At 68.6% G+C, this 26,547-nt stretch carries 24 protein-coding genes; 15 read left to right on the forward strand and 9 right to left on the reverse strand.

Features of this window, described 5'->3' with window-relative positions:
* The first annotated feature begins 8 nt into the window (after positions 1-8).
* The 8 genes from sppA (at position 9) to HNQ73_RS05675 (ending at position 7,075) form a co-directional block, all read left to right on the forward strand.
* A complete protein-coding gene (gene sppA, locus HNQ73_RS05640; RefSeq protein WP_183333092.1) occupies positions 9-992 on the forward strand; it encodes a signal peptide peptidase SppA in 984 nt (327 codons plus the stop codon).
* A gap of 25 nt (positions 993-1,017) precedes the next feature.
* The gene (ihfB, locus tag HNQ73_RS05645) at positions 1,018-1,338 is read left to right on the forward strand and encodes an integration host factor subunit beta (protein ID WP_183333094.1); all 321 of its coding nucleotides are present in this window, start codon (positions 1,018-1,020) and stop codon (positions 1,336-1,338) included.
* 19 nt (positions 1,339-1,357) lie between these two features.
* A complete protein-coding gene (locus HNQ73_RS05650; protein ID WP_244649905.1) occupies positions 1,358-1,681 on the forward strand; it encodes a LapA family protein in 324 nt (107 codons plus the stop codon).
* Positions 1,682-1,769: 88 nt separating this feature from the next.
* Positions 1,770-2,420 (forward strand): phosphoribosylanthranilate isomerase, encoded by a 651-nt coding sequence (locus HNQ73_RS05655; RefSeq protein WP_183333097.1) that lies wholly within the window; start codon positions 1,770-1,772, stop codon positions 2,418-2,420.
* 143 nt (positions 2,421-2,563) lie between these two features.
* Positions 2,564-3,799 carry a tryptophan synthase subunit beta gene (gene trpB / locus HNQ73_RS05660; RefSeq protein ID WP_183333099.1) on the forward strand — a complete coding sequence of 412 codons (1,236 nt, stop codon included), beginning with the start codon at positions 2,564-2,566 and terminating at the stop codon, positions 3,797-3,799.
* The gene (trpA, locus tag HNQ73_RS05665) at positions 3,796-4,635 is read left to right on the forward strand and encodes a tryptophan synthase subunit alpha (protein WP_183333351.1); all 840 of its coding nucleotides are present in this window, start codon (positions 3,796-3,798) and stop codon (positions 4,633-4,635) included. Before trpB ends, trpA begins: the two co-directional genes overlap by 4 nt.
* Positions 4,636-4,809: 174 nt before the next feature.
* The gene (accD, locus tag HNQ73_RS05670) at positions 4,810-5,718 is read left to right on the forward strand and encodes an acetyl-CoA carboxylase, carboxyltransferase subunit beta (RefSeq protein ID WP_183333101.1); all 909 of its coding nucleotides are present in this window, start codon (positions 4,810-4,812) and stop codon (positions 5,716-5,718) included.
* Between the two features lie 34 nt (positions 5,719-5,752).
* Positions 5,753-7,075, forward strand: coding sequence for a bifunctional folylpolyglutamate synthase/dihydrofolate synthase (locus HNQ73_RS05675; RefSeq protein WP_183333103.1), 1,323 nt, complete (start codon positions 5,753-5,755; stop codon positions 7,073-7,075).
* A gap of 30 nt (positions 7,076-7,105) precedes the next feature.
* Here the strand turns inward: HNQ73_RS05675 and HNQ73_RS05680 are convergent, their stop codons facing one another.
* The 5 genes from HNQ73_RS05680 to HNQ73_RS05700 form a co-directional block, all read right to left on the reverse strand.
* Positions 7,106-7,432 (reverse strand): HPr family phosphocarrier protein, encoded by a 327-nt coding sequence (locus tag HNQ73_RS05680; RefSeq protein ID WP_244649907.1) that lies wholly within the window; start codon positions 7,430-7,432, stop codon positions 7,106-7,108.
* A gap of 11 nt (positions 7,433-7,443) precedes the next feature.
* Complete coding sequence (locus tag HNQ73_RS05685) at positions 7,444-7,845, reverse strand: PTS sugar transporter subunit IIA (protein ID WP_183333107.1); 402 nt, start codon at positions 7,843-7,845, stop codon at positions 7,444-7,446.
* A gap of 86 nt (positions 7,846-7,931) precedes the next feature.
* Positions 7,932-8,423, reverse strand: a complete 492-nt coding sequence (locus HNQ73_RS05690) for an HPr kinase/phosphorylase (RefSeq protein WP_244649909.1) — start codon at positions 8,421-8,423, stop codon at positions 7,932-7,934.
* The gene (locus HNQ73_RS05695) at positions 8,420-10,210 is read right to left on the reverse strand and encodes a sensor histidine kinase (RefSeq protein WP_183333111.1); all 1,791 of its coding nucleotides are present in this window, start codon (positions 10,208-10,210) and stop codon (positions 8,420-8,422) included. The genes HNQ73_RS05690 and HNQ73_RS05695 overlap by 4 nt, the downstream gene beginning before the upstream one ends.
* A gap of 62 nt (positions 10,211-10,272) precedes the next feature.
* A complete protein-coding gene (locus HNQ73_RS05700; protein WP_183333113.1) occupies positions 10,273-10,971 on the reverse strand; it encodes a response regulator transcription factor in 699 nt (232 codons plus the stop codon).
* 141 nt (positions 10,972-11,112) lie between these two features.
* Here HNQ73_RS05700 and HNQ73_RS05705 point away from each other — a divergent pair, with 141 nt between their 5' ends.
* A complete protein-coding gene (locus tag HNQ73_RS05705; protein WP_183333115.1) occupies positions 11,113-11,844 on the forward strand; it encodes a HugZ family pyridoxamine 5'-phosphate oxidase in 732 nt (243 codons plus the stop codon).
* 197 nt (positions 11,845-12,041) lie between these two features.
* Positions 12,042-13,652, forward strand: a complete 1,611-nt coding sequence (locus HNQ73_RS05710) for a phosphoenolpyruvate carboxykinase (protein WP_183333117.1) — start codon at positions 12,042-12,044, stop codon at positions 13,650-13,652.
* Between the two features lie 51 nt (positions 13,653-13,703).
* On the opposite strand, the gene HNQ73_RS05715 is transcribed toward HNQ73_RS05710, so the two are convergent.
* Positions 13,704-15,572 (reverse strand): potassium/proton antiporter, encoded by a 1,869-nt coding sequence (locus tag HNQ73_RS05715; protein WP_183333119.1) that lies wholly within the window; start codon positions 15,570-15,572, stop codon positions 13,704-13,706.
* Positions 15,573-16,183: 611 nt separating this feature from the next.
* On the opposite strand from HNQ73_RS05715, the gene HNQ73_RS05720 reads away from it, so the two are divergent.
* Positions 16,184-18,223 carry a transglycosylase domain-containing protein gene (locus HNQ73_RS05720; protein WP_373284871.1) on the forward strand — a complete coding sequence of 680 codons (2,040 nt, stop codon included), beginning with the start codon at positions 16,184-16,186 and terminating at the stop codon, positions 18,221-18,223.
* A 4-nt stretch (positions 18,224-18,227) separates the two neighbouring features.
* On the opposite strand, the gene HNQ73_RS05725 is transcribed toward HNQ73_RS05720, so the two are convergent.
* The 3 genes from HNQ73_RS05725 to HNQ73_RS05735 all read right to left on the reverse strand — a co-directional run bounded on the left by HNQ73_RS05725 (position 18,228) and on the right by HNQ73_RS05735 (position 21,579).
* The gene (locus HNQ73_RS05725) at positions 18,228-19,394 is read right to left on the reverse strand and encodes a multidrug effflux MFS transporter (RefSeq protein WP_244649910.1); all 1,167 of its coding nucleotides are present in this window, start codon (positions 19,392-19,394) and stop codon (positions 18,228-18,230) included.
* 88 nt (positions 19,395-19,482) lie between these two features.
* Positions 19,483-20,241: a M48 family metallopeptidase gene (locus HNQ73_RS05730; RefSeq protein ID WP_183333125.1), complete on the reverse strand. Its 759-nt coding sequence runs from the start codon at positions 20,239-20,241 to the stop codon at positions 19,483-19,485.
* A gap of 63 nt (positions 20,242-20,304) precedes the next feature.
* Positions 20,305-21,579, reverse strand: coding sequence for a polyhydroxyalkanoate depolymerase (locus tag HNQ73_RS05735; RefSeq protein ID WP_183333127.1), 1,275 nt, complete (start codon positions 21,577-21,579; stop codon positions 20,305-20,307).
* Between the two features lie 299 nt (positions 21,580-21,878).
* Between HNQ73_RS05735 and HNQ73_RS05740 the strand changes: the two genes are divergently transcribed.
* The 4 genes from HNQ73_RS05740 (at position 21,879) to HNQ73_RS05755 (ending at position 26,539) form a co-directional block, all read left to right on the forward strand.
* Positions 21,879-23,192: an ActS/PrrB/RegB family redox-sensitive histidine kinase gene (locus HNQ73_RS05740; protein WP_183333129.1), complete on the forward strand. Its 1,314-nt coding sequence runs from the start codon at positions 21,879-21,881 to the stop codon at positions 23,190-23,192.
* A 109-nt stretch (positions 23,193-23,301) separates the two neighbouring features.
* A complete protein-coding gene (locus HNQ73_RS05745) occupies positions 23,302-23,856 on the forward strand; it encodes an ActR/PrrA/RegA family redox response regulator transcription factor (RefSeq protein ID WP_183333131.1) in 555 nt (184 codons plus the stop codon).
* Positions 23,857-23,965: 109 nt separating this feature from the next.
* A complete protein-coding gene (locus tag HNQ73_RS05750; protein ID WP_183333133.1) occupies positions 23,966-25,843 on the forward strand; it encodes an adenylate/guanylate cyclase domain-containing protein in 1,878 nt (625 codons plus the stop codon).
* A gap of 138 nt (positions 25,844-25,981) precedes the next feature.
* The gene (locus tag HNQ73_RS05755) at positions 25,982-26,539 is read left to right on the forward strand and encodes a LemA family protein (protein WP_183333135.1); all 558 of its coding nucleotides are present in this window, start codon (positions 25,982-25,984) and stop codon (positions 26,537-26,539) included.
* The last annotated feature ends 8 nt before the right edge of the window (positions 26,540-26,547 follow it).

Below are 26,547 nucleotides of genomic sequence, written 5' to 3' on the forward strand. Positions count from 1 at the left end.
CTTCGCCAATGACATACGACCCAGACATCATGGCAGATCGCCGGCGCTTGAGACGCAAGCTCTCCTTCTGGCGCATCCTTGCCGTCCTCGCGCTCGTCGCCGTCGTGGTCGCCGCGGGGGCGCGGCTCGGCACCGACCCGGCCGGCAGGAAGGACCTCATCCCACGGGATCAGATTGCCGCGATCCGCATTGGCGGCTTCATAAGCGGCGACCAGCGCACGCTCGATCTCATTAAGCGCGTCAAGGAATCGAGCTCGGTGCGCGCCGTGCTCGTGCGCATCGACAGCCCCGGCGGCTCGACGGCCGGTGCCGAGGCGCTCTATACGGCGTTGCGCGAGCTCGCCCAGGAGAAGCCGACGGTCGCGCTCGTCGAAGGGCTCGCCGCCTCGGGCGGCTACATTGCCGCAATGGCAGCCGAGCGCATCGTCTCGCGCGACACCTCGCTCGTCGGCTCCATCGGCGTCCTCATCCAGTATCCCAATGTCGCCGGCCTGCTCGACACCATCGGTGTGAAGGTCGAAGAGGTGAAATCGAGTCCGCTCAAGGCGGCGCCCAACGGATTCGAGCCGACCTCGCCGGAGGCGCGGGCCGCGCTTGAGAGCGTCGTGCGCGATTCATTCGCCTGGTTCAAGGGCCTCGTTGGCGAACGCCGCTCGCTCTCCGGTGCTGCGCTTGACCGGGTGTCCGACGGGCGCATCTTCACGGGGCGCCAGGCGAAGGAGCTCGGCCTTGTCGACGAGCTCGGCGGCCAGCGCCAGGCCGTGGCCTGGCTCGAGAAGGAGAAGAAGCTGCCGGGCGACCTGCCGGTGCGCGAATGGAAGGCCGAAAGCGAGCGCCTCGGCCCGTCCCTCTGGTCGCTCCTCGGCCAGGTGGCAGCCTTTGCCGGCTACGGCGAGCTGGCCGATGCATTGCGTGCAGCGGCGCTGCGCGAAGAAGCAGGACGGCTTGACGGCCTCCTCGCTGTCTGGCACCCTTCGCTTCAAAATAATTGAAAATTCAAAGGGATAGGCGGGGGATATGATCAAGTCCGAGCTCGTCATGCGGATTGCCGAGCAAAATCCGCACCTCTATCAGCGCGATGTCGAGAACATCGTCAACGCGATTCTCGAGGAGATCACCCGCGCGCTCGCACGCGGTGACCGGGTCGAATTGCGCGGGTTCGGCGCCTTTTCGGTCAAGCAGCGCAACGCGCGCGTCGGCCGCAACCCCCGCACGGGCGAGACCGTCGATGTTGCCTCGAAGAGGATTCCCGTCTTCAAGACGGGCAAGGAGATGCGTCTTCGCCTCAACGGCGGCGCCGCCTCGGCAAAGAAGGCAGCGGTCCGGGTGAGCGCATAGGGGCAGTGGAGCCGTGACGGTGAAGCGCTTTATCAAGTTCGCGATGCTCGCACCGGTCACGGTCGTCATCGTGCTTCTGGCCGTGGCCAACCGCGCACCGGTGCAGCTGTCGCTCGATCCCTTCTCGCGCACCGAGCCGGCCCTTGCCGTGACGATGCCGTTCTTCATCGTCATCTTCGCCGCGGTGATGGTGGGTGTCCTCATCGGTGGCATCACCGCCTGGCTCGCCCAAGGCAAGCACCGCAAGGCCGAGAAGCGCTATCGCCGCGAGGCGGACCGATGGCGCAGCGAGGTCGAACAACTGCGCGGCGCCTCCGGACGGTCTGCGCTGCCGAAGGCGTGAGCCGCTGCCTTCCGGCCGGCTGCGCTGTCGCGTAACCCGAGCGGCATCGGATGGACAAGCCGGCGCCGCCGTGCCACTTGCAGGCGCCATGTCCACCATCGTCAAGATCTGCGGGTTGAAAAGCGCCGAGGCCGTGGCGGCGGCGCTGGCGGCGGGCGCCGACATGATCGGCTTCGTTTTCTTCCCGAAGAGCCCGCGCCACGTCTCGCTCGACGAGGCGGCGGCACTCGCAGCGGCGGCCCGCGGCCGCGCCGAGATCGTCGCGCTCACGGTCGATGCCGACGACGCCGCGATCGCCGCCATCCGGGACGGCCTCAGGCCCGACTGGTTCCAGCTCCACGGCAAGGAGACGCCCGAGCGGGTGGCCGCCGTCCGGCAGCTCGCCGGCACGCAGGTGATGAAGGCCATCGGAGTGGCCGAGGCGGCGGATGTCGCCCGTAATGTCTCCTACGCGCCGGTCGTGGACCGCCTGCTGTTCGACGCCAAGCCCCCGAGGGACGCGGCGCTGCCCGGAGGCAACGGCGTGACCTTCGACTGGGACATTCTCGCCGCCGGGGCCGGCGGCAAACCCTTCATGCTCTCCGGCGGGCTCGATCCGGACAATGTCGGTGCGGCGGTCCGGCGGCTTGCGGACGTGCCCGGCTTCCTCGGCGTGGATGTATCCTCCGGGGTCGAGCGCGGGCCGGGCGAGAAGGACGCGGGCCGGATCGCTGCCTTCGTCGCCGCGGCGCGGTTGTGACAGGGTGTGGCCCCGACGGTCGCTTTGGCTTATGCAACAGGAGGCGGGACCGCGACGGCGAGCCGGCCCCCGCGTCGCAGGAACGATGAATGACGCACGAGGCGCGGGCCGAGGCTCCGCCACTTGAGAAGGATTAAGGTCGCGTGACTGTGCAACCGCTCAATTCCTATCGCTCGGGTCCCGACGAGCGCGGCCATTTCGGAAAGTTCGGCGGACGGTTCGTCGCCGAGACGCTCATGCCCGTCATCCTCGAGGTCGAGAAGGCCTACGCGGAGGCCAAGAACGACCCGGCCTTCCAGGCCGAGATGGACGGCTATCTGGCGCACTATGTTGGCCGGCCGAGCCCGCTCTACTACGCCGAGCGGCTGACGGAACACCTGCGTGCCAAGAACCCTGGCAAGGGCGCCAAGATCTATCTCAAGCGCGAGGAGCTCAACCACACTGGCTCGCACAAGGTCAACAACGTGCTGGGGCAGATCCTGCTCGCGCGTCGCATGGGCAAGAAGCGTATCATCGCCGAGACGGGCGCGGGCCAGCACGGCGTCGCAACCGCCACGCTGTGCGCACGTTTCGGCCTCGAATGCGTTGTCTACATGGGCGCCGTCGACGTGGAACGGCAGAAGCCCAATGTCTTCCGGATGCACATGCTCGGCGCGAAGGTCGTGCCGGTGCAGTCCGGGGCGCGCACGCTCAAGGACGCCATGAACGAGGCGCTGCGCGACTGGGTTACGAACGTCGCCACGACCTACTACTGCATCGGGACGGTGGCCGGGCCCCATCCCTATCCGGCCATGGTGCGCGACTTCCAGTCCGTCATCGGCAAGGAGACGCGGGAGCAGATGCTGGCTGCCGAAGGCCGGCTGCCGGATTCACTCATCGCCTGCATCGGGGGCGGCTCCAATGCCATGGGCCTGTTCCATCCGTTCCTCGACGACAAGGATGTCGCCATCTACGGTGTCGAGGCCGCAGGCCACGGCCTCGCCAGCGGCCAGCACGCTGCCTCGCTGACCGGTGGGCGGCCGGGCGTCCTGCACGGCAACCGCACCTATCTGCTGATGGACGACGACGGGCAGATCACCGAGGCCCACTCCATCTCGGCCGGCCTCGACTACCCCGGTATCGGCCCGGAGCACGCTTTCCTGCACGAGACGGAGCGCGTCACCTATCTGTCGGCAACCGACAAGGAGGCGCTGGACGCCTTCATGCTGCTGTCCAAGCTCGAGGGCATTATCCCGGCGCTCGAGTCCGCCCATGCCATCGCCAAGGCGGTCGAGCTGGCGCCAGAGCTGCCGCAGGACCATCTCATGGTCGTCAATCTCTCCGGCCGCGGCGACAAGGACGTGCCGCAGGTCGCCGACATCCTCGGAGGACAGTTCTGATGAGCCGCATCGACCGGCGCTTTGCCGTCTGCCGCGCCGAGGGCCGCGCGGCGCTCGTGACCTTCGTCACGGCCGGCGATCCGGATGCCGACACCTCGCTCGCGATCCTGAAGGCGCTGCCCGGCGCAGGGGCTGACCTCATCGAGATCGGCATGCCATTCACCGATCCGATGGCCGATGGTCCGGCCATCCAGCTCTCCTCGCAGCGGGCACTCAAGGGCGGCCAGACGTTGCGGAAGACGCTCGACATGGTGCGCGCCTTCCGCGCGGGGGATGCGGACACCCCCGTCATCCTCATGGGCTACTACAACCCCATCTATGTCTACGGCGTTGAGCGCTTCCTGAGCGATGCGCGCGAGGCCGGCGTCGACGGTCTCATCGTCGTCGACCTGCCGCCGGAGGAGGACGACGAGCTCTGTGTACCGGCGCTGAAGGCGGGCCTGTCCTTCATCCGCCTCGCCACGCCGACGACGGACGATGCCCGCCTGCCGGCGGTGCTCGCCAACACCTCGGGCTTCGTCTACTACGTCTCGATCACCGGCATCACCGGCAGCGCGACGCCAGATTTCGACGCCGTGGCCCGGTCGGTGGCGCGCATCAAGGCGCATACGGACCTTCCGGTCGTCGTCGGCTTCGGCGTGAAGACCGGCGAGCATGCCGCCGCGATCGCGCGCGGGGCGGACGGCGTCGTGGTCGGTTCGGCCGTCGTCGAGGCGGTGCGCGCCTCGCTCGATGGAGAAGGGCGTGCGACGGCCGCGACGGTTCCTGCCGTGGAGAAACTGGTCGGCGAGCTGGCGGCGGGTGTGCGCTCCGTGGCCAAGGCGCCGGCCGCCTGAGGGGGCTTTCGCCTGTTCGCCGGGCAGGGTGCAGGACGCTGCCATCTCGTCGCACCTAGCGAAATGCCGCGTGAAGGTCTATGTGAAGGCCCATGATGATATCTCGGGATCGCGGACAGATCCGCGATCCCCGGGCGTGGCAGGGCCACGCCGGGACACCAGAGGTCGCCCCCAGTGAACTGGATTTCCGACGTCGTACGGCCCAAGATCAAGACGCTGTTCAAGCGTGAGGTGCCGGAGAATCTCTGGATCAAGTGCCCCGAGACGGGGCAGATGGTCTTCCACAAGGACGTCGAGGCCAACCTCTTCGTCATCCCCGGCTCCGAGTACCATCTGCGGATGGCGGCCAAGGCGCGCCTCGCCTCCTTCTTCGACGGCGGCACGTGGGAAGAGATCGCCCTGCCGGAAGTGCCGGTCGACCCCCTCAAGTTCCGCGACGAGAAGCGGTATGTGGACCGTCTGCGCGACGCCCGCGCCAAGACCGGCGCGCAGGATGCCGTCCAGGTCGGCGTGGGCACGGTCGAGGGCTCGACCGTCACTGCCGCGGTGCAGGATTTCGAGTTCATGGGCGGCTCGCTCGGCATGGCTGCCGGCGAGGCCATCATCACCGGCATGGAGACGGCAATCGCCCGCCGCACGCCCTTCGTGCTCTTCGTCTCCTCCGGCGGCGCCCGCATGCAGGAGGGCATCCTTTCGCTCATGCAGATGCCGCGCACGACCGTGGCGGTGCGCAGGCTCAAGGAAGCCCGCCTGCCCTACATCGTGGTGCTGACGAATCCGACAACCGGCGGCGTCACCGCCTCCTATGCGATGCTGGGCGACGTGCACATTGCCGAGCCGGGCGCCCTCATCGGCTTTGCCGGCCCGCGCGTCATCGAGCAGACGATCCGGGAGAAGCTGCCGGAAGGCTTCCAGCGCTCCGAATATCTGCGGGAGCACGGCATGGTCGACATGGTCGTGCATCGCCGCGACCTCAAGGCGACCATTGCCCGGCTGTGCCGGCTGCTGATGAAGCAGGGCAAGCCCGTTGCTGTCGACCGGCCCGCACAGCAGCAGCCCGCGCTCGACGCTGCCGCCGAGTAACCACCTGCCTCCCAGATAGCGGCCGGGGTCCGCCATGGAATCGTCAGATGCCATGCTCGCGCGCTTTCTCGCGCTGCATCCCAAGACGATCGACCTGTCCCTCGGCCGGATCGAGCGGCTGCTGGCACGTATAGGGGAGCCTCAGCGCCGGCTGCCGCCGGTCATCCATGTGGCCGGAACCAACGGCAAGGGCTCGACGATCGCCTTCATGCGCGCCGTCCTGGAGGCGGCTGGGCTCGTCGTCCACGTCTATACCTCGCCGCATCTGGTGCGCTTCCACGAGCGCATCCGGCTCGGCCGCCCTGGCGGTGGCCAGTTCGTTGCCGAGGAGCGGCTCGTCGCAGCGCTGGAGCGCTGCGAGCAGGCCAACGGCGGGGCTCCGATCACCGTCTTCGAGATCACGACGGCCGCGGCCATGCTGCTCTTCGCCGAGACGCCGGCCGACGTGCTGCTGCTCGAGGTCGGGCTCGGCGGCCGGCTCGACGCCACCAATGTCGTCGAGGCGCCGCAGGCCTGCGTGGTAACGCCCGTCTCCCTCGACCATGCCGACTATCTCGGCGACAGTGTCACGCGCATCGCCGCCGAGAAGGCCGGCATCTTCAAGCGCGGCGCTCCGGCCGTTATCGCGCCGCAGGAGCCGGAGACCACCGCGGTCCTCGAAGCGGCGGCGGAGCGCGTCGGCGCCCGCTCCATTCTCGTCGGCGGCCAGGACTTTCACGTGCACGAGGAGCGTGGGCGCCTCGTCTACCAGGACGAGCAGGGCCTGCTCGATCTGCCGCTGCCGCGGCTCCCTGGCCGCCACCAGCTTGTCAATGCGGGAACGGCGCTCGCCGCCCTGCGGGCGGCGGGCTACGGGCGCCTGCCGGCGGACGCCTTCGAGGCGGGCATGACTCGGGCGGAATGGCCGGCCCGCATGCAGCGTCTGCGCCAGGGCGGCCTCGTCGACCTCTCTCCCGCCGGGGCCGAGTTGTGGCTCGACGGCGGCCATAACCCCGATGGCGGCCGCGCGCTTGCCGCCGCCTTCGCCGAACTTGAGGAGCGGTACCCCGCCCCGCTCGTCATGGTGGTGGGAATGCTCGGCACGAAGGATGCCGACGGCTTTCTCAAGCCTTTCGTTGGCCTCGCGCAGGAGCTTGTCGCCGTGCCCATCCCGTCGCAGCTTGCTGCCCGGCCGGCGGAGGAGGTCGCCGACATCGCCCGGTCCGTCGGCCTGAAGGCGCGGACGAGCGACAGCGTCGAGGCGGCGCTCGTGGGGTTGCGGGAGATGAAATGGGAGCGCCCGCCGCGCATCCTCGTCACGGGCTCGCTCTATCTCGCCGGCGATGTGCTGGCGGCCAACGGCACCATTCCGCAATAGAGAGGTGTGCCGCTGCCGGCACGCCCGAAGCTATTCGTCCTCGCCGAAGCGGTTGGCGAGCAGCTCGGCAATAGCATCGAGGCACGCCTCGGCATCCTCGCCCTTCGCCGTTACGGTGATGCTCGTGCCCTGGGCGGCAGCCAGGGTCAGAAGGCCCATGATGGAGCGGCCGCCGACCGTTTCGCCGCAGCGCGTCACCGTGACTTCGGAGGAGAAACGCTCTACCGTCTGCACGAACTTGGCCGAGGCACGGGCGTGCAGCCCCTTGCGGTTGATGATGGGGAGCTCGCGCACCAGCGCGCCTTCCGGGATCGGGGCCGGGGGACAGTCGCCGTTGTCGAGGGGTTCGATGTCCATGCCGCCCGCTGTCATTTTCCTGCGAGCACACGGCTCGCCACGTTGATGTACTTGCGGCCCGCCTCCTGCGCCTGCAGGACGGCATCCTCCAGCGGCTTCTCGTCCCTCACGCTGGCGAGCTTGATGAGCATGGGCAGGTTGATGCCCGCCACCACCTCGACATTGCGCCCGTTCATCACGGAGATCGCAAGGTTCGACGGTGTGCCGCCGAACATGTCTGTGAGGACGACCACACCATCGCCCGTATCGACGTGGCTTACCGCCGTCAGGATGTCCCTGCGACGGCTCTCCATGTCATCATCCGGACCGATGGTGATGGTTTCCAGCTGTTTCTGAGGGCCAACCACATGCTCCAGCGCGGCTCGAAATTCCGTCGCCAGGCAGCCGTGGGTCACCAGCACAAGACCGATCATTCAAGAACCCGTGGCCCTGCCACCCATTGGAGCGCCCATTTTGTGCATTGCGACGACAAGTGCAAGGGCCTGCGACCATTTGGTCATCATTCAGTCAAAAGATGCAGCATCGGACGCTCGATTCGCCCCAGCATGCCCAGAACGACGGCAGCCGTCGTGCTGCTGTCGCCGCAAGAGACGCGGATTCGCGGCAGGCTGATGCCCGCTACCGTTACCGTCCGGTCTGTGGATTGCGGGTATCGTTCCGGCAACTCGGCCTCGCAATCGACCACGAGGCGCACGACCGCCGCCCCCTCGGTCTCTGTCCGGACGATGCCGATGCCCCGCACCTCGAGGAGCCCGGCGAGCACCGCCGGCGGGCGGACGACGAGCCGCCCGTTGCACGCCCGCACGCAGCAGCGGTCGTCGCTGACGAGGCGGGCGAAGCGCCCGCTTGCCTGCGCGCCGGCGATGAGGGCCTGGGCGAGGCGTGACTTGCCGGCGCCGGAGGGGCCGCGGATGAGGATGCCCGCCTCGTCCACGAGGACGCAGCCGGCGTGGATGGTGGCAGGCGGGGCTGGCGCGTCCGTTCCGGTCATGAGCGCACGGCCGCCGGCAGCCGCACCACGAAACGCGCGCCGAGGCATTTCGGCTCGGCGCCGGAGTGGTCCATGCGGTTCTCGCCCCAGATGCGGCCGCGGTGCACCTCGACGATCTGGCGCGAGATGGACAGGCCGAGACCGGAGTTCTGGCCGAAGCCCTGTTCCGGCCTGTCGGTATAGAAGCGCTCGAAGATGCGCTCCAGGGCATGGGGGGGAATGCCCGGCCCGTCGTCGTCGACGATGATGTCGATCTCGCCGCGGACGCGCTGCATGGTCACGCGCACCTCATGGCCCGGCGGCGAGAAGGAGCGGGCGTTGTCGATGAGGTTGTTCACCACCTGGCCGAGGCGGCTGTCGTGCCCCATGACGAGATAGGCGTCGCGCTGCGGCGCGTCCTTGATCGTCAGGCGGATGGGGGCGGCCTCGGCGCCGCGCACCTCGTTGGCCACCGCCACCACCGCCTCCAGCAGGCGGCGCAGGTCCACCGGCTCCGCCTCGGCACGGGCAAGCTCGGCATCGAGGCGCGAGGCGTCCGAGATGTCGCTGATCAGCCGGTCGAGCCGCTTGACGTCGTGCTGGATGATCGCGAGGAGGCGCTTGCGCGATTCCTCGTTGCGGGCGAGCGGCAATGTCTCGACGGCGCTGCGCAGCGAGGTGAGGGGGTTCTTGAGCTCGTGCGCCACGTCCGCAGCGAAGGTCTCGATGGCCTCGATGCGGTTGTAGAGCGCCCGCGTCATGTCGCGCAGCGCGCCGGACAGGTGGCCGATCTCGTCCGAACGGTCAGTGAAGTCCGGAATCTCCTGCCGCGACTTGATGCCCCGGCGCACCCGCTCCGCCGCCTCGGCCAGGCGCCGCATCGGCCCGGCGATGGTGCCGGCGAGCAGCACCGACAGCACCAGCATCACGGCGGCGGCCACCGCGAAAACCCGCAGCAGCGCCCAGCGTTCGGCAGCGATGATGCTGTCGATGTCGCCGCCCTGGGTGGACAGGACGAGCGCCCCGCGCACGGTGCGGAAGCGCTGGATGGGAACAGCCACCGACACGGTCGTCTCGCCGCGGGCGTTGACCCGCACCACGCTGCCCGGCTGGCCGGACAGCGCCTTCTGCACCTCGGGCAGGGACTTGCCGCTCGTGGCCGTGATGTCCTCGGCGAAGGGCGTGCCAGAGCGGCCAAAGAGGCGCTTCAGCCACTTCCAGGCGCTCTCGACCAGCGTCGGCTCCTGCTGCGAGATCGGCGGCAGGTCGAAGCTCAGGATGTCGCCGCGCGAATAGAGGTTGCGCGAATCGAGCAGGAGATAGCCGTCCCGGTCGTAGATGCGCGCGCGCGTGCGCGTCGGCGTCACCAGCCGGCGCAGCAGCGGCGCCACCCGTTCCGGGTTGATGGAAAACTCAAGTGGCGAGAAATCCTCCTGCAGGCCCGAGCTTTCGCCGGCCTGGAGCTGCAGCAGCTTGTCGGGATCGATGGTGATCGTGTCGGTCTCGACCGTCGCCGAGGCAGCAATCGCGCCGGCGATGATCTCGCCCTGGGTGAGCAGGCTCTGCACGCGCGCGTCGATGAGGCCGGCGCGGAACTGATTGAGGTAGAGGAACCCCAGGAAGAGCGCCACGAGCCCGGCGAGGTTGAGCACGACGATCCGCCGCGTCAGGCTCGACGACAGGCGCGTGACGATCAGCTGGCCGATGCGGCGCACGCGCCGGGCAAGCCCGTCCCGCCCGGGCGCCTGCGCCTCCGATTCGGCGCCATCGGCCGGTGCCCTTGTCTCGTCGAACGGTTCGGCGGTCATTCGTCCTCGCGACCGCGTCGACGCGCCGGCCGGGGGCCGGCGGCTCGCTTATCCATCTGCCGTCAGGTTTCCTTGAAGCGGTAGCCGACCCCGTAAAGCGTCTCAATCATGTCGAAGCTGCTGTCGACGGCCTTGAACTTCTTGCGCAGGCGCTTGATGTGGCTGTCGATGGTGCGGTCGTCCACATAGACCTGATCGTCGTAGGCGGCGTCCATCAGCGCGTTGCGGCTCTTCACGACGCCCGGACGCTGGGCCAGCGCCTGCAGGATGAGGAACTCGGTCACGGTCAGCGTAACCGGGTCGTTCTTCCAGGTGCAGGTGTGGCGCTCCGGGTCCATCTTGAGAAGGCCGCGTTCGAGCACCTTGGAGTCGCTCTCGCGGGAGGCTCCCTGCTCGCGCGGGCTCGCGCGCCGCAGAACGGCCTTCACGCGCTCGACGAGGAGGCGCTGCGAGAACGGTTTACGGATGAAATCGTCGGCGCCCATCTTGAGGCCGAACAGCTCGTCGATCTCCTCGTCCTTGGAGGTGAGGAAGATCACGGGCATGTCCGTCTTCTGGCGCAGACGGCGCAGCAGCTCCATCCCGTCCATCCGCGGCATCTTGATGTCGAGAATGGCGAGATCAGGCGGGTTGGCCTTCAGGCCATCCAGAGCCGACGCGCCATCCGTATATGTCTGTATACGGTAGCCCTCGGCTTCCAGAGCGATGGAAACGGAGGTCAGGATATTGCGGTCGTCATCGACGAGGGCGATTGTCGGCATACTGGCTCGCTCGTTCGCAGCGTCAGTGAAGCCGAGCCTCCTGTGGGACGAGGACGGCCGAAATATGACAATGACTGCAGAATGATCCTACAGCGTTTGGGGTCATGACGCCATGTCTGCCTGCCATCGGAGATAATATTGATGTCGACAGCCGCCGATTCAACCGCCGCGTTCGATCCTCGTGCCACCGCCGTGCGCCTTCTGCGCCGGGCCCGCTTCGGCACCCTCGGTACGCTTGCGGCCGACGGCTCCCCCTATGCGTCCCTCGTGAATGTCGCGACGGCTTTCGACGGCACGCCCATCACGCTCATCTCAACGCTCGCCCTGCATACCCAGAACATCGCCCGTGATTCGCGCGTCTCGCTGCTCCTCACCCAGATCGGCGCCGGTGATCCGAGCGCCCATCCGCGCATCAGCCTCTTCGGCCGCGCGGTGGTGAGCGAGGACGAGGCCGACAGGCGCCGCTTCCTCGCCCGCCATCCGATGTCGGCCGGCTACGCCGGTTTCAGGGATTTCGCCTTCTACCGCATCGAGGTCACGGGCGCCCACCTCGTCGCCGGCTTCGGCCGCATCGTCGACCTGACGCCGCGGGACTTGATCGACGACCTGTCGGGCGCCGAGCACCTGGTGGAGAGCGAGGCCGGCGCCGTCGCACACATGAACGAGGATCATGCCGATGCCCTCGCCCTCTATGCGACGAAGCTCCTCGGCCTGCCCGATGGCAAATGGCGGGCGACCGGCATCGACCGGCACGGCCTCGATCTCATGTGCGGCGACCTGATCGGGCGAGTGGAGTTCCCCTCTCCCATCGGCGCGCCGGGCGAGCTGCGCCAGGTGCTGAAGCAGCTCGCAGAAGAGGCGCGCCGGCGCTGACGCCCCCCGGGGCCGCACAGTGCCGCCCCGGGAGGAACGTTGCCTTCAATCGATTCGATGACGCAAGCGGCCCGTCCCGCACTTGAAAGTCGGCAGCGGGCCGGGCATCGATGGTCCTGGCAGCCGCGGTGTACGGATGTGGAGGCCCTTCCGGCTTCAACGTCCATCAGCGCGGCCGGGGGCCCAAGGAGGACATCGTGGACAACGTCGGCGTATTCAACGGCGCGTGCGGCGCCGAGAGCTTCGGCTTCAAACAACTCAAACGCGTCTTCTGGAATCTGGAGGCTCCGCGCCTCTACGAGGAAGCGCTGAAGCGCGGCGAGGCCGTGCTCGCCAGAGGCGGCGCGCTCGCGGCCGAGACGGGTGTCCACACCGGCCGCAGCCCGAAGGACAAGTTCATCGTCAAGGACGATGCGACGCGCGACGAGATCTGGTGGGACAACAATGGCGCCATCTCGCCGGAGCAGTTCGACACCCTGCTCGCGGACTTTCTCGCCCATGCCGAGGGCAAGGAGCTCTTCGGGCAGGATCTCTACGGCGGGGCCGATCCGGCCTATCGCGTCAGTGTCCGCGTCTTCACCGAATATGCGTGGCACTCGCTGTTTATCCGCAACCTCCTCATCCGTCCCGAGGCGGGCGAGCTCGCGCACTTTGTGCCGCAGCTCACCATCGTCGACCTGCCGTCCTTCCGGGCCGACCCTGCGCGCCACGGCGTGCGCTCGGAGACGGTGATCGCCTGCGACTTCTCGCGCGGAATCGTGCTGATCGGTGGCACGTCCTATGCCGGCGAGATGAAGAAGTCGGTCTTCACCTATCTCAACTACACGCTGCCGGCGAAGGGCGTGATGCCGATGCACTGCTCCGCCAATGTCGGCGAGCGGGGGGATGTGGCGGTCTTCTTCGGCCTGTCCGGCACGGGCAAGACGACACTGTCGGCCGACCCGTCGCGCACCCTCATCGGCGACGACGAGCACGGCTGGAGCGCCGACGGCGTCTTCAACTTCGAGGGCGGTTGCTATGCCAAGACCATCCGCCTGTCGCGCGAGGCCGAGCCCGAGATCTATGCGACGACCGAACGCTTCGGCACGATCCTCGAGAACGTCGTGCTCGACCCGCTGACGCGTGTGCCGGATTTCGACGACGGCTCGAAGACCGAGAACACGCGCTGCGCCTATCCGCTCGACTTCATCCCCAACGCGAGCAAGACGGGCCGTGCCGGCGTGCCGAAGAACATCGTCATGCTCACATGCGATGCGTTCGGCGTCCTGCCGCCCATTGCCAAGCTGACGCCCGCCCAGGCCATGTACCACTTCCTCTCCGGCTACACGGCGAAAGTCGCCGGCACGGAGAAGGGTGTGACGGACCCGGAGGCAACCTTCTCGACCTGCTTCGGCGCGCCCTTCATGCCGCGCCATCCCTCGGTCTACGGCAACCTGCTGCGCGATCTCATCGCCAAGCACGGCGTCGACTGCTGGCTGGTGAACACCGGCTGGACGGGTGGCAAGTATGGCGTCGGCCGGCGCATGCCCATCCGTGTCACGCGGCGCCTCCTGGCGGCGGCCCTCGATGGCTCGCTCAACCGCGCCGACTTCCGGCAGGATCCCTACTTCGGCTTCGCGGTGCCGACCTCGGTGCCGGGCGTGGAGCCGCACATCCTCTATCCGGTGAAGACCTGGGCGAGCAAGGCCGAGTTCGCCGAGACGGCGCGCCGCCTCGTCGGCATGTTCCGTACCAACTTCAAGAAGTTCGAGGACCACGTCGACGCTGACGTGCGCTCGGCTGGCCCGGATCTGTCGATCGCCGCCTGACGCCCCCGGTCCCCGCGGGCGCCCCCGCGCCCGCGGTCTTCCGTCGAACGGTTACAAGCGCGCGCGCCACCTGGAGACGGCGCCCCGCAGGCTCTCTGTCAGGCGTCGGGTGCCGTCGGCGAGGCGGGCCTGCAGCGGGGTGAGGCGCGCGACGAGAGCCGCCATGAGACGTTCCATCGCCGTCGTCGGCACGACGACGGCGACATCCGCATCCTCGCTGTCGAGAATGAGCGAGATCGTGTGCGGCACGCCGTCGTGGACGCCGCGCGCCACCAGCGTCACTGGCCCCAGCGCAATCCGGTCGCCCTCGCGCACGCCCTCCTCGAAGGTGTCGATGAACAGGCTGCCGACCGTCTGGTCCTTGACGTCGTCGTCAACAGTGATGCCGTAGGTAGCCGCAAGCTCGCCCAGCCTGACATCCGGGCCGAAGCTGAACACACCGGCTGAGGCGCGCCCCTGGTGCCCCTCGAAGGGGGCGAACAGGCGGTCGAGCCGGTTGACGCGCTGCGGCGGGGCGAGGAAGTAGCCGTAGTCGCCGACACGCAGCGCCCCGGCCTCCTCGGGGGTGAGAACGGCGTTGCGTCGCACGATGAGCACCGCACGCGCCCAGGGCGGCAGCCCGCCCCGGCCCATCACCGGGCTGTCCGCGACGATGGGATAGCCCACCATCTCGTAGTCGAGCTGCCCCGGCAGGTCGATCTCGACGCGGCTCACCTCCGGCGCGGGGTCGGCAAGCGCCACCCCGGTGCTCCGCGCCGCGCTCGTCACCGTCCAGCCTTGAAGCAGCAGCGAGACGAGAACGACAAAGAAGGCGACGTTGAAATAGACCTCCGCATTCGGCAGCTGCGACAGCATCGGGATGGCTGCGAGAAAGATCGACACCGCCCCGCGCAGGCCGACCCAGGAGACGAAGAGCTTCTCGCGCACCGGGAAGCGGAAGGGCGTCAGGCAGAGCCAGACGGCGACGGGACGTCCGATGAAGATGAGAAAGATCGCGATTGCGAGCGCCGGGATGGCGTGACTGAGAAGGTCCGCCGGTGTCACGAGCAGACCGAGCATCAGGAACATGACGATCTGGCACAGCCAGGTCGCCGCATTATGGAAGCTCAGGATCGGCGCGAACGCCCGCACCGGCCGGTTACCCACAATGAGGCCGGCGATATAGACGGCAAGGAAGCCCGAGCCGTCGGCCAGCGCGGTCATCGCGTAGAGCGTGACGGCGCCGGCAACGACGAACAGCGGGTGCAAGCCCGACGGGAAGGTGATGCGGTTGACGGCGAAGGTGATGGCGAAGCCGCCAGCGACGCCCGCCGTGATGCCAACAATCGCCTGGCGCAGGACGAGATTGACGAACTCCGTCGTCGAGGAGACGCCGCCGGCACCGATGAGCTGCACCAGAAGCACGACGAGGAAGACGGCGGCGGGGTCATTGGTGGCCGATTCGACCTCCAGCATGGCATTGACCCGCCGCTTCAGCTGCAGGCCGCCGGCACGCAGCAGGAAGAAGACAGCCGCCGCATCCGTCGAGGCCACCACCGAGCCGACGAGCAAGCCCTCCAGGGGTGCAAGGTCGAGTACCAGCATGGCCACGAGCCCCGTCAGCCCCGCCGTGATGACGACACCGACCGTGGCGAGCACCGCTGCAGGTGCCACGGCTCCCCGGACTCCGGAAACGCGCGTGCGCAGGCCGCCATCGAACAGGATGATGGCGAGCGACAGCGAACCGACGAGATAGGTGGCGCGGAAGTCACTGAAGGGGATGCCGCCGATGCCGTCGACGCCCGCCAGCATGCCTATGGCTAGGAAGACGAGCAGCAACGGCGCGCCAAAGCGCGAGGCGACCAAGCTCGAGACGATACCGATGAGGACGAGGCCCGAACCGAAAAGAAGCAGGGAATTGAGGACGACGATGCTGGTCATGCGTCTTTCGGAGCGGGCATTGCGGCTGCTGCCCGGCGGCCGGGCGGGGCAGGGGAAGGCGAGGGATCACATGAGGTTGAACCGGAATTCGGCAGATGCCGAATCATACGTGATATGACGATCGAGCATGCCGGAATTCGGGCGAAAATGGGCGCAAGGGATGCCGGAATCGCTTCGTTCGCGCCTGTTGCCGCCAGGCAGCACTCGCCTGCAGCGGGATCGGCCGGGGGTAACCGCCCCTTAATCCGCCACATTTATAGCTTGGTTGGAATGCTGCCCGCGAGCGGCCGTGCAGGCGGCCCGCGCACCCGCGAAGACGGAGAGACATGTCGTTCGAAAAGCGGCACGACCGGCAGCCCGTGTCCGCTCCCCACGACAGGGGGCGGCCCAAGGCAGCATCCGACGGATTCGATCTGCGCCTGACGCCGGAAGACCGGCCGACCGGCATCCTCGCCGGCGCGCGTCTCGGGGCCCGGGCGGCGGGCAGCCGGGTGCGGCAGCCGCGCGAGCCCGTCTTTTCGGCGGTGCCCTCCGATGGGGAGAATCCCGGTCGATATCCGGAGGCGGACGGCGCGGACGGTCCGGACAGCCTGTTCCACGAGGAGGACGTGATGGCGAGGCGTGCGGCGGGGGGCCGTGCCCGCAGGGGCGGCGGCCGTGGCAACGGGGGAGGCAGTTCGGGCGGAACGCGCCGCGGAGGCGGTCGCAGGCGCCGGTCCTTCCTCGGCTGGGTCGTGCGCAGCTGTTTCGTGCTCGCCATCTGGTGCGGCATCGCGGTTGCCGGCGTCGTCGCCTATCACTTCGCGCAGCTGCCGCCCATCGACCAGCTCACCGTGCCGAAGCGCCCGCCGAACGTTGCCATCACCGCTTCCGACGGCACGCTCATTGCCAACCGCGGCGACATGGGCGGACGCGAGGTGAAGCTCTCCGAGCTGCCCCCCTATCTGCCGAAGGCCTTCATCGCCATCGAGGACAGGCGCTTCTACGACCATTTCGGCATCGACCCGCTCGGCATCACACGCGCCGTGGTGCGCAACATGACATCGGGCGGCGTCGCGCAGGGCGGCTCCACGCTCACGCAGCAGCTCGCCAAGAACCTCTTCCTCACCCAGGAACGCACGATCTCGCGCAAGATCCAGGAGGCGATCCTGGCACTGTGGCTGGAGCAGAAGTTCACCAAGAACGAGATCCTCGAGCTCTATCTCAACCGCGTCTACTTCGGCGCCGGCTCCTATGGCGTGGAGGCGGCAGCCCTGCGCTACTTCGGCAAGTCGGCGCGGGAGGTGTCCCTGTCCGAGGCGGCGATGCTCGCCGGTCTCGTGCAGGCGCCGTCTCGCCTTGCGCCCAACCGCAATCCGGACGGCGCCGAGAAGCGCGCCCAGCTGGTGCTCTCGGCCATGGCAAGCGAAGGCTTCATCACCGAGGCGGCGGCCAAGAGTGCCCTCATGGAACCGGCGACGGCCATCAAGCCGCGCGGCGCCGGCTCGGCCAACTATGCCGCCGACTACGTCATGGACGTGCTGGAGGACTTCATCGGCCCGGTCCAGCAGGATGTCGTCGTGGAGACGACCATCGACATCGGCATGCAGCGCGCGGCCGAGAAGGCGCTGGTGGAGGCGCTCGACAAGCAGGGTGCCAAGTACGGCGTCAGCCAGGGGGCGCTCGTCTCGCTCGCCCCGGACGGCGGCATTCGCGCGCTCGTCGGCGGACGCAACTATGGCCAGAGCCAGTTCAACCGCGCCACGGTGGCGCGGCGGCAGCCGGGCTCCTCCTTCAAGCCCTTCGTCTATCTCGCGGCGCTCGAGAACGGCCTGACGCCGGATACGGTGCGCGAGGACGCGCCCGTCAACCTCAACGGCTGGCGACCCGAGAACGCCAACCGCAAGTATGCCGGCCCCGTGACGCTCACGACGGCACTGGCGCGGTCGATCAACACGGTCACGGCACAGCTCATCGCCGAAATGGGACCGAAGGCCGTGGTGCGCACGGCGCAGCGGCTCGGCATTACCTCGCCGCTGCAGCCCAACCTGTCACTGTCGCTCGGCACCTCCGAAGTGCGGCCCATCGAGCTTGTCGCCGCCTATGCCGCCTTCGCCAACGGCGGCACCGGCGTCATCCCCTATCTCATCCGCGAGGTGAAGACGACGGACGGCAAAGTGCTGTACAAGCGCACGCCGACCGACCTTGGGCGGGTCATCGAGCCGCAGCACGTGGCGCAGATGAACATGATGCTGCGCCAGACACTGCGGACCGGCACCGGTCGCCGCGCCGAGCTTGCCGGCTGGGAAGCCGCCGGCAAGACGGGCACCAGCCAAGAATATCGCGATGCCTGGTTCGTGGGCTACACCGGCAGCCTCGTCACCGGCGTGTGGCTCGGCAACGACGACAGCAAGCCGACGAAGAAGGCCTCGGGCGCCAACCTGCCGGCCGAGATCTGGAAGAACTACATGACCGCCGCCCTCAAGGGCCAGGCCCCCGTGCCGCTGCCTGGCGGGCCGTTCAACCGCCTGCCGCCCGCAGACGACGAGGCGCTCGTCGCCGAGGGTGGCTATGCCGGCGCGCTGCCGCCGGCCGCGGTCGGCCCGGCACCCGCGCAGGCGGCCGCGCCGCAGCGTCAGCGCGGGCTGCTGGAGATGCTCTTCGGCGGGTGAAGTCTCAGGCGCCGGCGCGGATGAGCCGACTGACGACGAAGAGTGCCAGGGCCGCTATCCCGATGGCCGCGATTGTCGCCGTGAGCGGCACGGCGGAGGTCGCGACCACATGGCCGACATGAAGCCCGACGAGGGCGGCAAAGGTCATCTGGCAGATGCCGAGCAGCGAGGAGGCGGCGCCCGCCCGCTCCGGAAACGGCATCATCGCCGCTGCCGTCGTCTGCGGCATGACGAGCCCGACGCCGAAGGTATAGACGGCCATGGGCACCACCACGGCGAATGCCGAAACGATGCCGGCGAGCGTGAGCGCCAGCATGAGGAGCCCGCCGGCCGCGAGGCAGACGGTTCCGATGGCGATGGTGCCGTCGAGACCGCGCCGGCCAACGAGCCGCTGGGCGAGTACCGTGCCGCAGATGTAGCCGACGACGACCGTGCCGAAGCTCAGGCCGAAGGCGACCTCGCCGAGGCCGTAGAGGTTCTGCAGCACGAAGGACGAGCCGGAGATGAAACTGAAGAGCCCGGCATAGGTCAGGGCGGCGAGCCCGACATAGACGCGATAGACCCTGCTCGCGGCGAGGGCACCAAACTCGCGGCCGATATGGACGAGGGACAACGACCCCGGGCGTCGCTGCCGCAGGGTCTCCGGAAGGCCCGCAGCCACGACGGCGGCGAGCGCCAGGCCGCCGGCAAGTGCGACGACGAAGCTCGCCCGCCAGCCGCAGAGGGCCTGCAGGACCCCGCCGAGGACGGGGGCCAGCGCCGGGACCAGGCCCATGATGCTGCCCATGCGGGAGAGCTCCCGCCCGGCGCGCGGCCCCTCGTAGAGATCGCGCACGACGGCGCGGGCGAGTACGATCGGCCCCGAGGCGCCGAGCGCCTGGACGAAACGGGCCACCGTCAGCCATTCGATGGAGGGCGCCAGGGCACAGGCCGCGGTCGCGGCAATGAAGAGGCCGAGCCCGGCGAGCAGTACCGGCCTGCGGCCGTACTGGTCCGACAGCGGCCCGTGCAGGAACTGGCCGGCGGCGAAGCCAAAGAGAAAGGCCGACAGCGTCATCTGGGCCTCGGCCGGGCCCGTACCGAAGAAGGCGGCGATGGCCGGCAGCGAAGGCAGGTACATATCCGTCGACAGCGGCCCCAGTGCGGTCAGCAGGGCGAGCGTCGCGGTCATCGCAAAGGTGTCGGGCGAAAGGCGCATGGAAGGGCAACTGGAGGTGAGGGCCCTTCCTCTAGGCGGCGCGCAGCCGCCTGTCGAGCCTTCAGCCGTAGCGATGCAGGGTGGTGCCGTGGCGCTTGAGCCAGGCTTCCGCCTCGTCCGTACGCGGACAGAGCTGCTTGGTCAGCCGCCAGAAGCGGACAGAGTGGTTCATTTCCTGAAGATGCGCCACCTCGTGCGCGGCGAGATAGTCGAGCACGAAGGGCGGCGCGAGGATGAGCCGCCAGGAGAAGTTGAGGCGCCCGGCGGCGCTGCACGAGCCCCAGCGGCTCGTGGTGTCGCGGACGGTGACTGAGGCCGCCCTGCGGCCGAGCACCGCCGTGTGCCGCTCGACCGCCGCCCTCAGGTCTCGCTCCGCCTCGCGCACCAGGAAATCGCGCAGCCGCCGCGGCACATGCGCCACCTCGCCGCCGACGCTGATGATGGCCGCCCCATCGGCATCCCGCCCGGCGCGGGCGGGCGAGCGCTGGCCTTCCAGATGCACGATGCGGTGCGGTTCTCCGCGCAACGGCACGATCGCACCCGGCAGCAGCGGCACCCGCTCCGGCACCCGCTCGAGGCGCGTCGCCAGCCATCCGCCATGGGCATTGGCGAACTCCCGGGCGCGGGAGAGGGGCGTGCGCTCCGGCAGCGTGAGGACGGCTTCGCCCGTCGCGCCCGACACGCGCAGCGTCATCCGCCGTGCACCGGCCCGCCGCTTCACCGTGACCCGGTAAGCCTCGCCTGCGTGATGGACGAGGATGTGGTCCGGATCGCCGGTGTGGTCGTCGGTCGGCCTGGTACGCCGGAAGAGGCTTCGCATGAGCGGATGATGGCGATTCGGGCGGTGCCCGTCACCAGGAATGCGAAGTGCCGCGGCTGTCGTTCACCCGGCGGCGGCGCGTCGCGGCTTCTTCTTGCCGTGCATGGCTTCCACGGTCGCGATGAAGTCCGCGATACGCGGGGCGACTTCGGCGCGGAAGCGCGAGCCGTTGAACACGCCGTAGTGGCCGACGCCCTTCTGCAGGTGGTGGGCCCGCATGTCGGCGGGGATGTTGGGGCACAGCTCGTGAGCGGCCTCGGTCTGTCCCACGCCGGAGATGTCGTCCTTCTCGCCTTCCACGGTCATCAGCGCAACGCGGCGGATGGCCCTGAGATCGACCGGCTGGTCGCGGTGCAACATCTCGCCCTTCGGCAGCGCGTGGCGGACGAAGACGGTGTCGACGGTCTGCAGATAGAACTCCGCCGTCAGGTCCATCACGGCGAGATATTCGTCATAGAAGTCCCGGTGCTTGTCAGCGGAGTCGCCGTCACCCTCGACGAGATGGTTGAACATCTCCAGATGCGCCGAGATGTGCCGGTCGAGGTTCATGGCCATGAAGCCGGACAGCTGCAGGAAGCCCGGATAGACTGAACGCATGAAGCCCGGGTTGGGGAAGGGCACGCGGAAGATGCAGTGGCGGCGGAACCACTCGGTGCCGCGCTCCTCTGCGAGCCTGTTCACCGCCGTGGGCGAGCGGCGCGTGTCGATGGGGCCACCCATCAGCGTCATCGAGCGTGGCACGAAGGGGTCGTTCTGCGCCTCCATGCGCGCGATGGCCGCGATGACCGGCACGGCCGGCTGGCAGACGGCGAGGACATGCACGTCTGGGCCGAGCACGTGCAGCATGGAGATGACGTAGTCGATGTAGTCGTCGAGGTCGAACCGGCCCTCGGACAGCGGGATCATGCGCGCGTCCGCCCAGTCGGTAATGTAGACCTCGTGCGTCGGCAGGAAGGTTTCCACCGTGCCGCGCAGCAGCGTCGCGTAGTGGCCGGACATGGGCGCTACCAGCAGCATCTTCGGCTGGCTGGGCGTGCCGCCCGGCATCGACCGGTCGAAATGGATAAGGTTGCAGAAGGGTCTCTGCCAGACGATGCGCTCCCGCACAACGGCGCGCTGCCCGCCAATGGTGGTGCTGGTAAGGCCGAATTCAGGCTTGCCGTAGCGGCGCGTCGACCGCTCGAAGAGTTCACACGCAGCCGAGATGGAGCGGCCATAGGGCGTGTTCGTGAGCGGGTTGGCGGGGTCGGAGAAGATGGCCTGGGTGGCGCCGGAGAGGAGACGGGCGGGACCGACCGCCGCGTGCGCCGCCTCGTACCAGTAGTAGGCGAGATTCATTCCCACCTCCTCGATTCGTTTTGCGCGCCGCAGCGAATCATCGCGATGCTGCAGTGCAATATCGCCGCTGACTGTACCGCCGAATTGTATCGATTCAAACCTCTTAGTTATCAACAGCCCTTTAAGCAAACGCCTGAGCGACCCCTTTGATCCATCGGAATGTATGCCTTGCCCGTACTGCAACGCACCGAGGGAATACGAGGGATCATTGTGCAGGCGCGCGCGGCGTGCTTGGTAGGAGCCCGGCGGCTGCGGCCCCATGCCGTGGAGCCGAAGGGCGACGAGGAGGGCAATTGCCGATGGCCGACGATGCCTTGGTCGATTTCAATCGACACGCCCAGCAGCTCAGGCTCGATACGCTCGTGCGCCTGCGCTGGCTCGCCGTCATCGGCCAGAGCACGGCCGTGGCCGGTGTGCACTTCGGCCTCGGCTTTCCCCTGCCGTTCGGCCTGTGCTTCCTGGTGATCGCCGTCTCGGCCTGGCTCAACATCGCCCTGCGCATCCGCTATCCGGTCAGCTACCGCCTCGGCGATGGCGCCGCTTCGGTGATGCTCGGCTACGACATCCTGCAACTCGCGGCGCTGCTTTATCTGACGGGCGGGCTCGACAACCCGTTCTCGCTGCTGTTTCTCGCGCCGGTGCTCATCTCGGCGACAGCCTTGCCGCCGTGGCGCACGCTGGTGCTCGGGCTTCTGGTCATGGCCTGCGCGACGGGGCTCGCCTTCGTCCACCAGCCGCTCCCCTGGCGGCCTGGCGAGGTGTTCCAGCTGCCCTTCCTCTATACGGTAGGCATCTGGACGGCGATCATCCTCGGGCTCAGCTTCACCGGCATCTATGCCTGGCGCGTCGCCGAGGAAGCGCGGCAGCTCGCCGAGGCGCTGAGCGCGACGGAGCTGGTTCTGGCGCGCGAGCAGCACCTGTCGCAGCTTGACGGCCTCGCCGCTGCCGCCGCCCACGAACTCGGCACGCCGCTCGCCACCATCGCCCTCGTTGCCAAGGAGCTGAGCCGGCAGGCGCCGCCCGAGAGCGCGATAGGCGAGGATGTCGCCCTCCTGCGCGAGCAGGTGGAACGCTGCCGCGGCATCCTCGGAAAGCTCACGTCCCTCGGCACCGAGGAGGCCGGGCCGCTCGAGAGCCTGACGCTGCACCATCTCATCGAGGAGGTTGCCGGCCCGCAACGACCCTTCGGCGTGCCCATCTCGGTCTCCCTGTCGGGCGACCCGCCGGAGCCGGTCTGCCGCCGCAATCCCGGCATGCTCTACGGGCTCGGCAATCTCATCGACAACGCGCTCGATTTCGCTCGCTCCAAGGTCGACATCCGCGCCCATTGGGACGCCGAGACTGTGTCGATCACGGTGGCCGACGACGGGGCGGGCTTTGCGCCCGAGGTGCTGCTGCGCCTCGGCGAGCCCTACGTCACCACCCGAGGCATCGGCCGCCGCGCCGGCGGCGAAGCCACGGGGCTCGGCCTCGGGCTCTTCATCGCCAAGACGCTTCTTGAGCGCTCCGGCGCGACGCTGACCTTCCGCAACGCCGCGCCGCCGGCCCAGGGTGCCGTCGTCACCGTCACCTGGCCGCGTGCAGCCTTCGAAAGGGTGCCTGAGGCGGCCTGAATTAACGGTTTTTCGTGACAGGAAGGCGAAACATCCTATCTATATAATAAAATCAGGGAGGGTCGAAGTGCGCAGCTTGCGCGCATGCGCTGCTGCAGAAACGAGGTTGATGATGCAGGTGAGTGCGACTGAGCCCGGTTCCGACCAGAGCCTCCTTATTGTCGACGACGACCGGCCGTTCCTGATGCGCCTGGCGCGCGCCATGGAAAGCCGGGGCTATACCGTGCGGACGGCGGAATCGGTGGCCGAGGGGCTCGCGGCGATCGACGAGGCACCGCCGGCCTACGCGGTGATCGACATGCGGCTCGGCGACGGCAACGGCCTCGATGTCGTCACGCGTCTCAAGGAGCGACGGCCCGATGCCCGCGGCATCATGCTGACCGGCTACGGCAACATCGCGACTGCCGTCTCGGCCGTGAAGCTCGGCGCCTACGACTATCTGGCCAAGCCCGCCGACGCGGACGAGATCCACGCCGCGCTGATGGCGCGCAGCGGCATGCGCGCTCCGCCACCGGAAAACCCCATGTCGGCGGACCGCGTGCGGTGGGAGCACATCCAGCGCGTCTACGAACTGTGCGGCCGCAATGTCTCCGAGACGGCGCGGCGACTCAACATGCACCGGCGCACCCTGCAGCGGATCCTCGCCAAGCGCGCGCCGCGCTGACCGCCCGCGGTGACCAGGGCGGCAAAGCGCGCCGCGATGTGCGTTTCGGCACGGATGTCCGGTCGGACCCGCTCTAGCTCTCGCCCATCGAAGACCGGAGCCTTCGGGCATGAAGCGCAGGATTGCCGCCATTCTCGCTGCCGACGTGGCGGGCTTCTCGCGACTCGTCGCCGAGGCGGAAGAGGAAACGCTGCAGCGGCTCGCCGCCTATCGCGAGGTGTTCGACGCGTTCGTCGCCCGCCACGGCGGCCGCATCTTCAACACCGCCGGCGACTCGGTGATGTGCGCCTTCGACAGTGCGGTCGAGGCCACGCGTTGCGCCATCGACATCCAGGAATCCCTGCGCACCCGCAACCTGTCCCTGCCGCCGGGGCGTCGCCTGCAGTTTCGCATCGGCATCAGCATCGGCGACGTCGTCGAGCGCGACGGCGATCTGCTGGGCGACGGAGTCAACATCGCCGCGCGGCTCGAAAGCCTCGCCGAGCCGGGCGGCATCTGCATCTCGCGCTCGGTGCACGAGACGGTGGCGAACAAGATCTCGGTGCCCTTTCGCGACATCGGTCCGCGCGAGGTGAAGAACATCCCGCGGCCGGTGCATGCCTTCGTGGTCGACTGGCCTTCTCTTGTGAAAGCCGGCGAGGAAGGCGCGGAGGGCATTCGGGCGGCCCTGCCCAGACCGGGCGCCCCGATGGTGGTGGCGCTCACCGCTGCCCTCGCCGTCGCCACGGGTGTCGTCCTGTGGGCCTCCGGCGCGCTGACGGGCCGCTCAGCGCCGACGGCCAGTGCTGACGCGCAGGATCCCGCGGCGGCCTTCGCCGCGCTGTCCCGCCACGGCGGCATCGTGCCCGATGCGGCGACCGCGGCGGAGCTCTACCACAACGCGCGGCTCTACGAGGCGCGCGGCGACACGCCCGCGGCGCGCCATGCCTATCTCGCCCTCGCCCGCCTCGGCGGCGAGGAGATCGACCCTCTCCTGCGCCTGGCCGCGCTGGTGCGGGCGTCGGAGGGGCGGGCCGGCGCGCGGGAGGTCTTTGGCGGGCTGCTCGCTCACCACCCCACGCGCGCGGCCGCCCTCGTCCATGCCCTGCAGTTCGAGGGGGCCGAGCGACGGGCGAGGGTCGAGGCGTTTGCCACCGCCCATCCCGACTACGCCCCGGCCTTCTACCTGCTCGCAGGCGAATACGGCGAGGGGCGTCTCGGCACCCGCACGCTGACGGACCGCCGCCTAGAGTTCGAGGCGCTTGAGCGTTTCCTGGCAGCGGACGAGGAGGGGCGGCTGCCCCCCTTCTTCCTCGACCAGTCGCTCTTGGCCGAATGGCTGGACGACGCACGCCGGCGGCGCGGCGAGACGGAAGCCTTCTTCGCGGCCGGCCCGACCCGGCCGAGCGCCTCCTTCACGCGCTCGAACGCCGGCTGGCACGTGGCCCTGTCGATGCCCGAGCCGGCGACGGCCATCAGCTACCGCATTGGCGAGCAGGGAGCCTTCCGCGCAACGGGCACGAGCCAGACGCTCGATCCGCGCACCGGCAAGCCGGCGCCATTGACGAGCTTTCCGCTGCCGGCAGATCAGGAGAAGACGTCCATCTACGTCATGTACGACGACGCGGCGGGCCACTCCGTCGGCCCCTTCGTCATCGATTTCGACCCGCATGAGGCGCTCGTCGCCAGCCAGCGTGACGTGCTTGAGCAGACCCGCGGCGCCTGGGTCTCCTTTCGCAGCGAGGGGCCGACGCTCGTCTACTACACCCAGCTCATCAGCTACCGGTGCGCGCTGCAGAAGGCGGTGATGGGCATCGACGGCGGGCCGCTGGAGGTGGTGCTGCCGCTGCCGCCCTGCGACGAGAGCAACCCCTATGCGGTGCCGGCGAACATGCAGCCCTATCTCATCGTCCCGGATGACACACGCACCGTCTCGGTCCAGCTTGTCTTTGCCGATGGCACGCGCTCGCAGGTGGAAACCTTCCGCAGGCCGGTGGCCAGGGATTGAGGGGCACAGGTTGCGGCGCAGCGGGCCAACGGGCAGCGCATGGCGCATCTGTCGACGAGCGGCGGGCTTTTCGCGCGCCCGCGCCCATGGCATCGTCGCGCCGCCGCGGGGCATCGCGGCGCTGAGGAGGGTCTTGCGATGGAATGGGCGATTCTCGGCATCGTCGTCGTGGCGGTGCTCTATGCCATCATGGTCTACAACGGCCTCGTGTCGCTGCGGCAGCGCGTCAACCAGGCCTTCGCCGACATCGACGTGCAGCTGAAACAGCGGCACGACCTCATCCCGAACCTCGTCGAGACGGTGAAGGGCTATGCCGCCCACGAGCGCGGCACGCTCGACGCTGTCGTGCAGGCGCGCAACGCCGCGCTCGGCGCCCAGGGCCCGGCCCAGCAGGCGGCGGCGGAACAGGCGCTGAGCGGCGCCCTCGGCCGGCTCATCGCGCTCGCGGAGGCCTACCCGGACCTCAAGGCCAACGCCAACTTCCAGCAGCTGCAGACGGACCTCTCGGACATCGAGAACAAGCTTGCCGCGGCGCGGCGCTTCTTCAACAACGCGGTGTCGGAGTACAACGCCGCCATACAGGCTTTCCCTGCGGTGCTCTTCGCCGCGAGCTTCGGCTTCACCCCGCGCGAGTTCTTCGACGTGGGCGAGACGGCCCGCCAGCAGCTCGACGTCGCCCCGCAGGTCAAGTTCTGACGAGAGGG

Source organism: Chelatococcus composti, from assembly GCF_014201415.1.
Taxonomy (GTDB): Bacteria; Pseudomonadota; Alphaproteobacteria; order Rhizobiales; family Beijerinckiaceae; genus Chelatococcus_A; species Chelatococcus_A composti.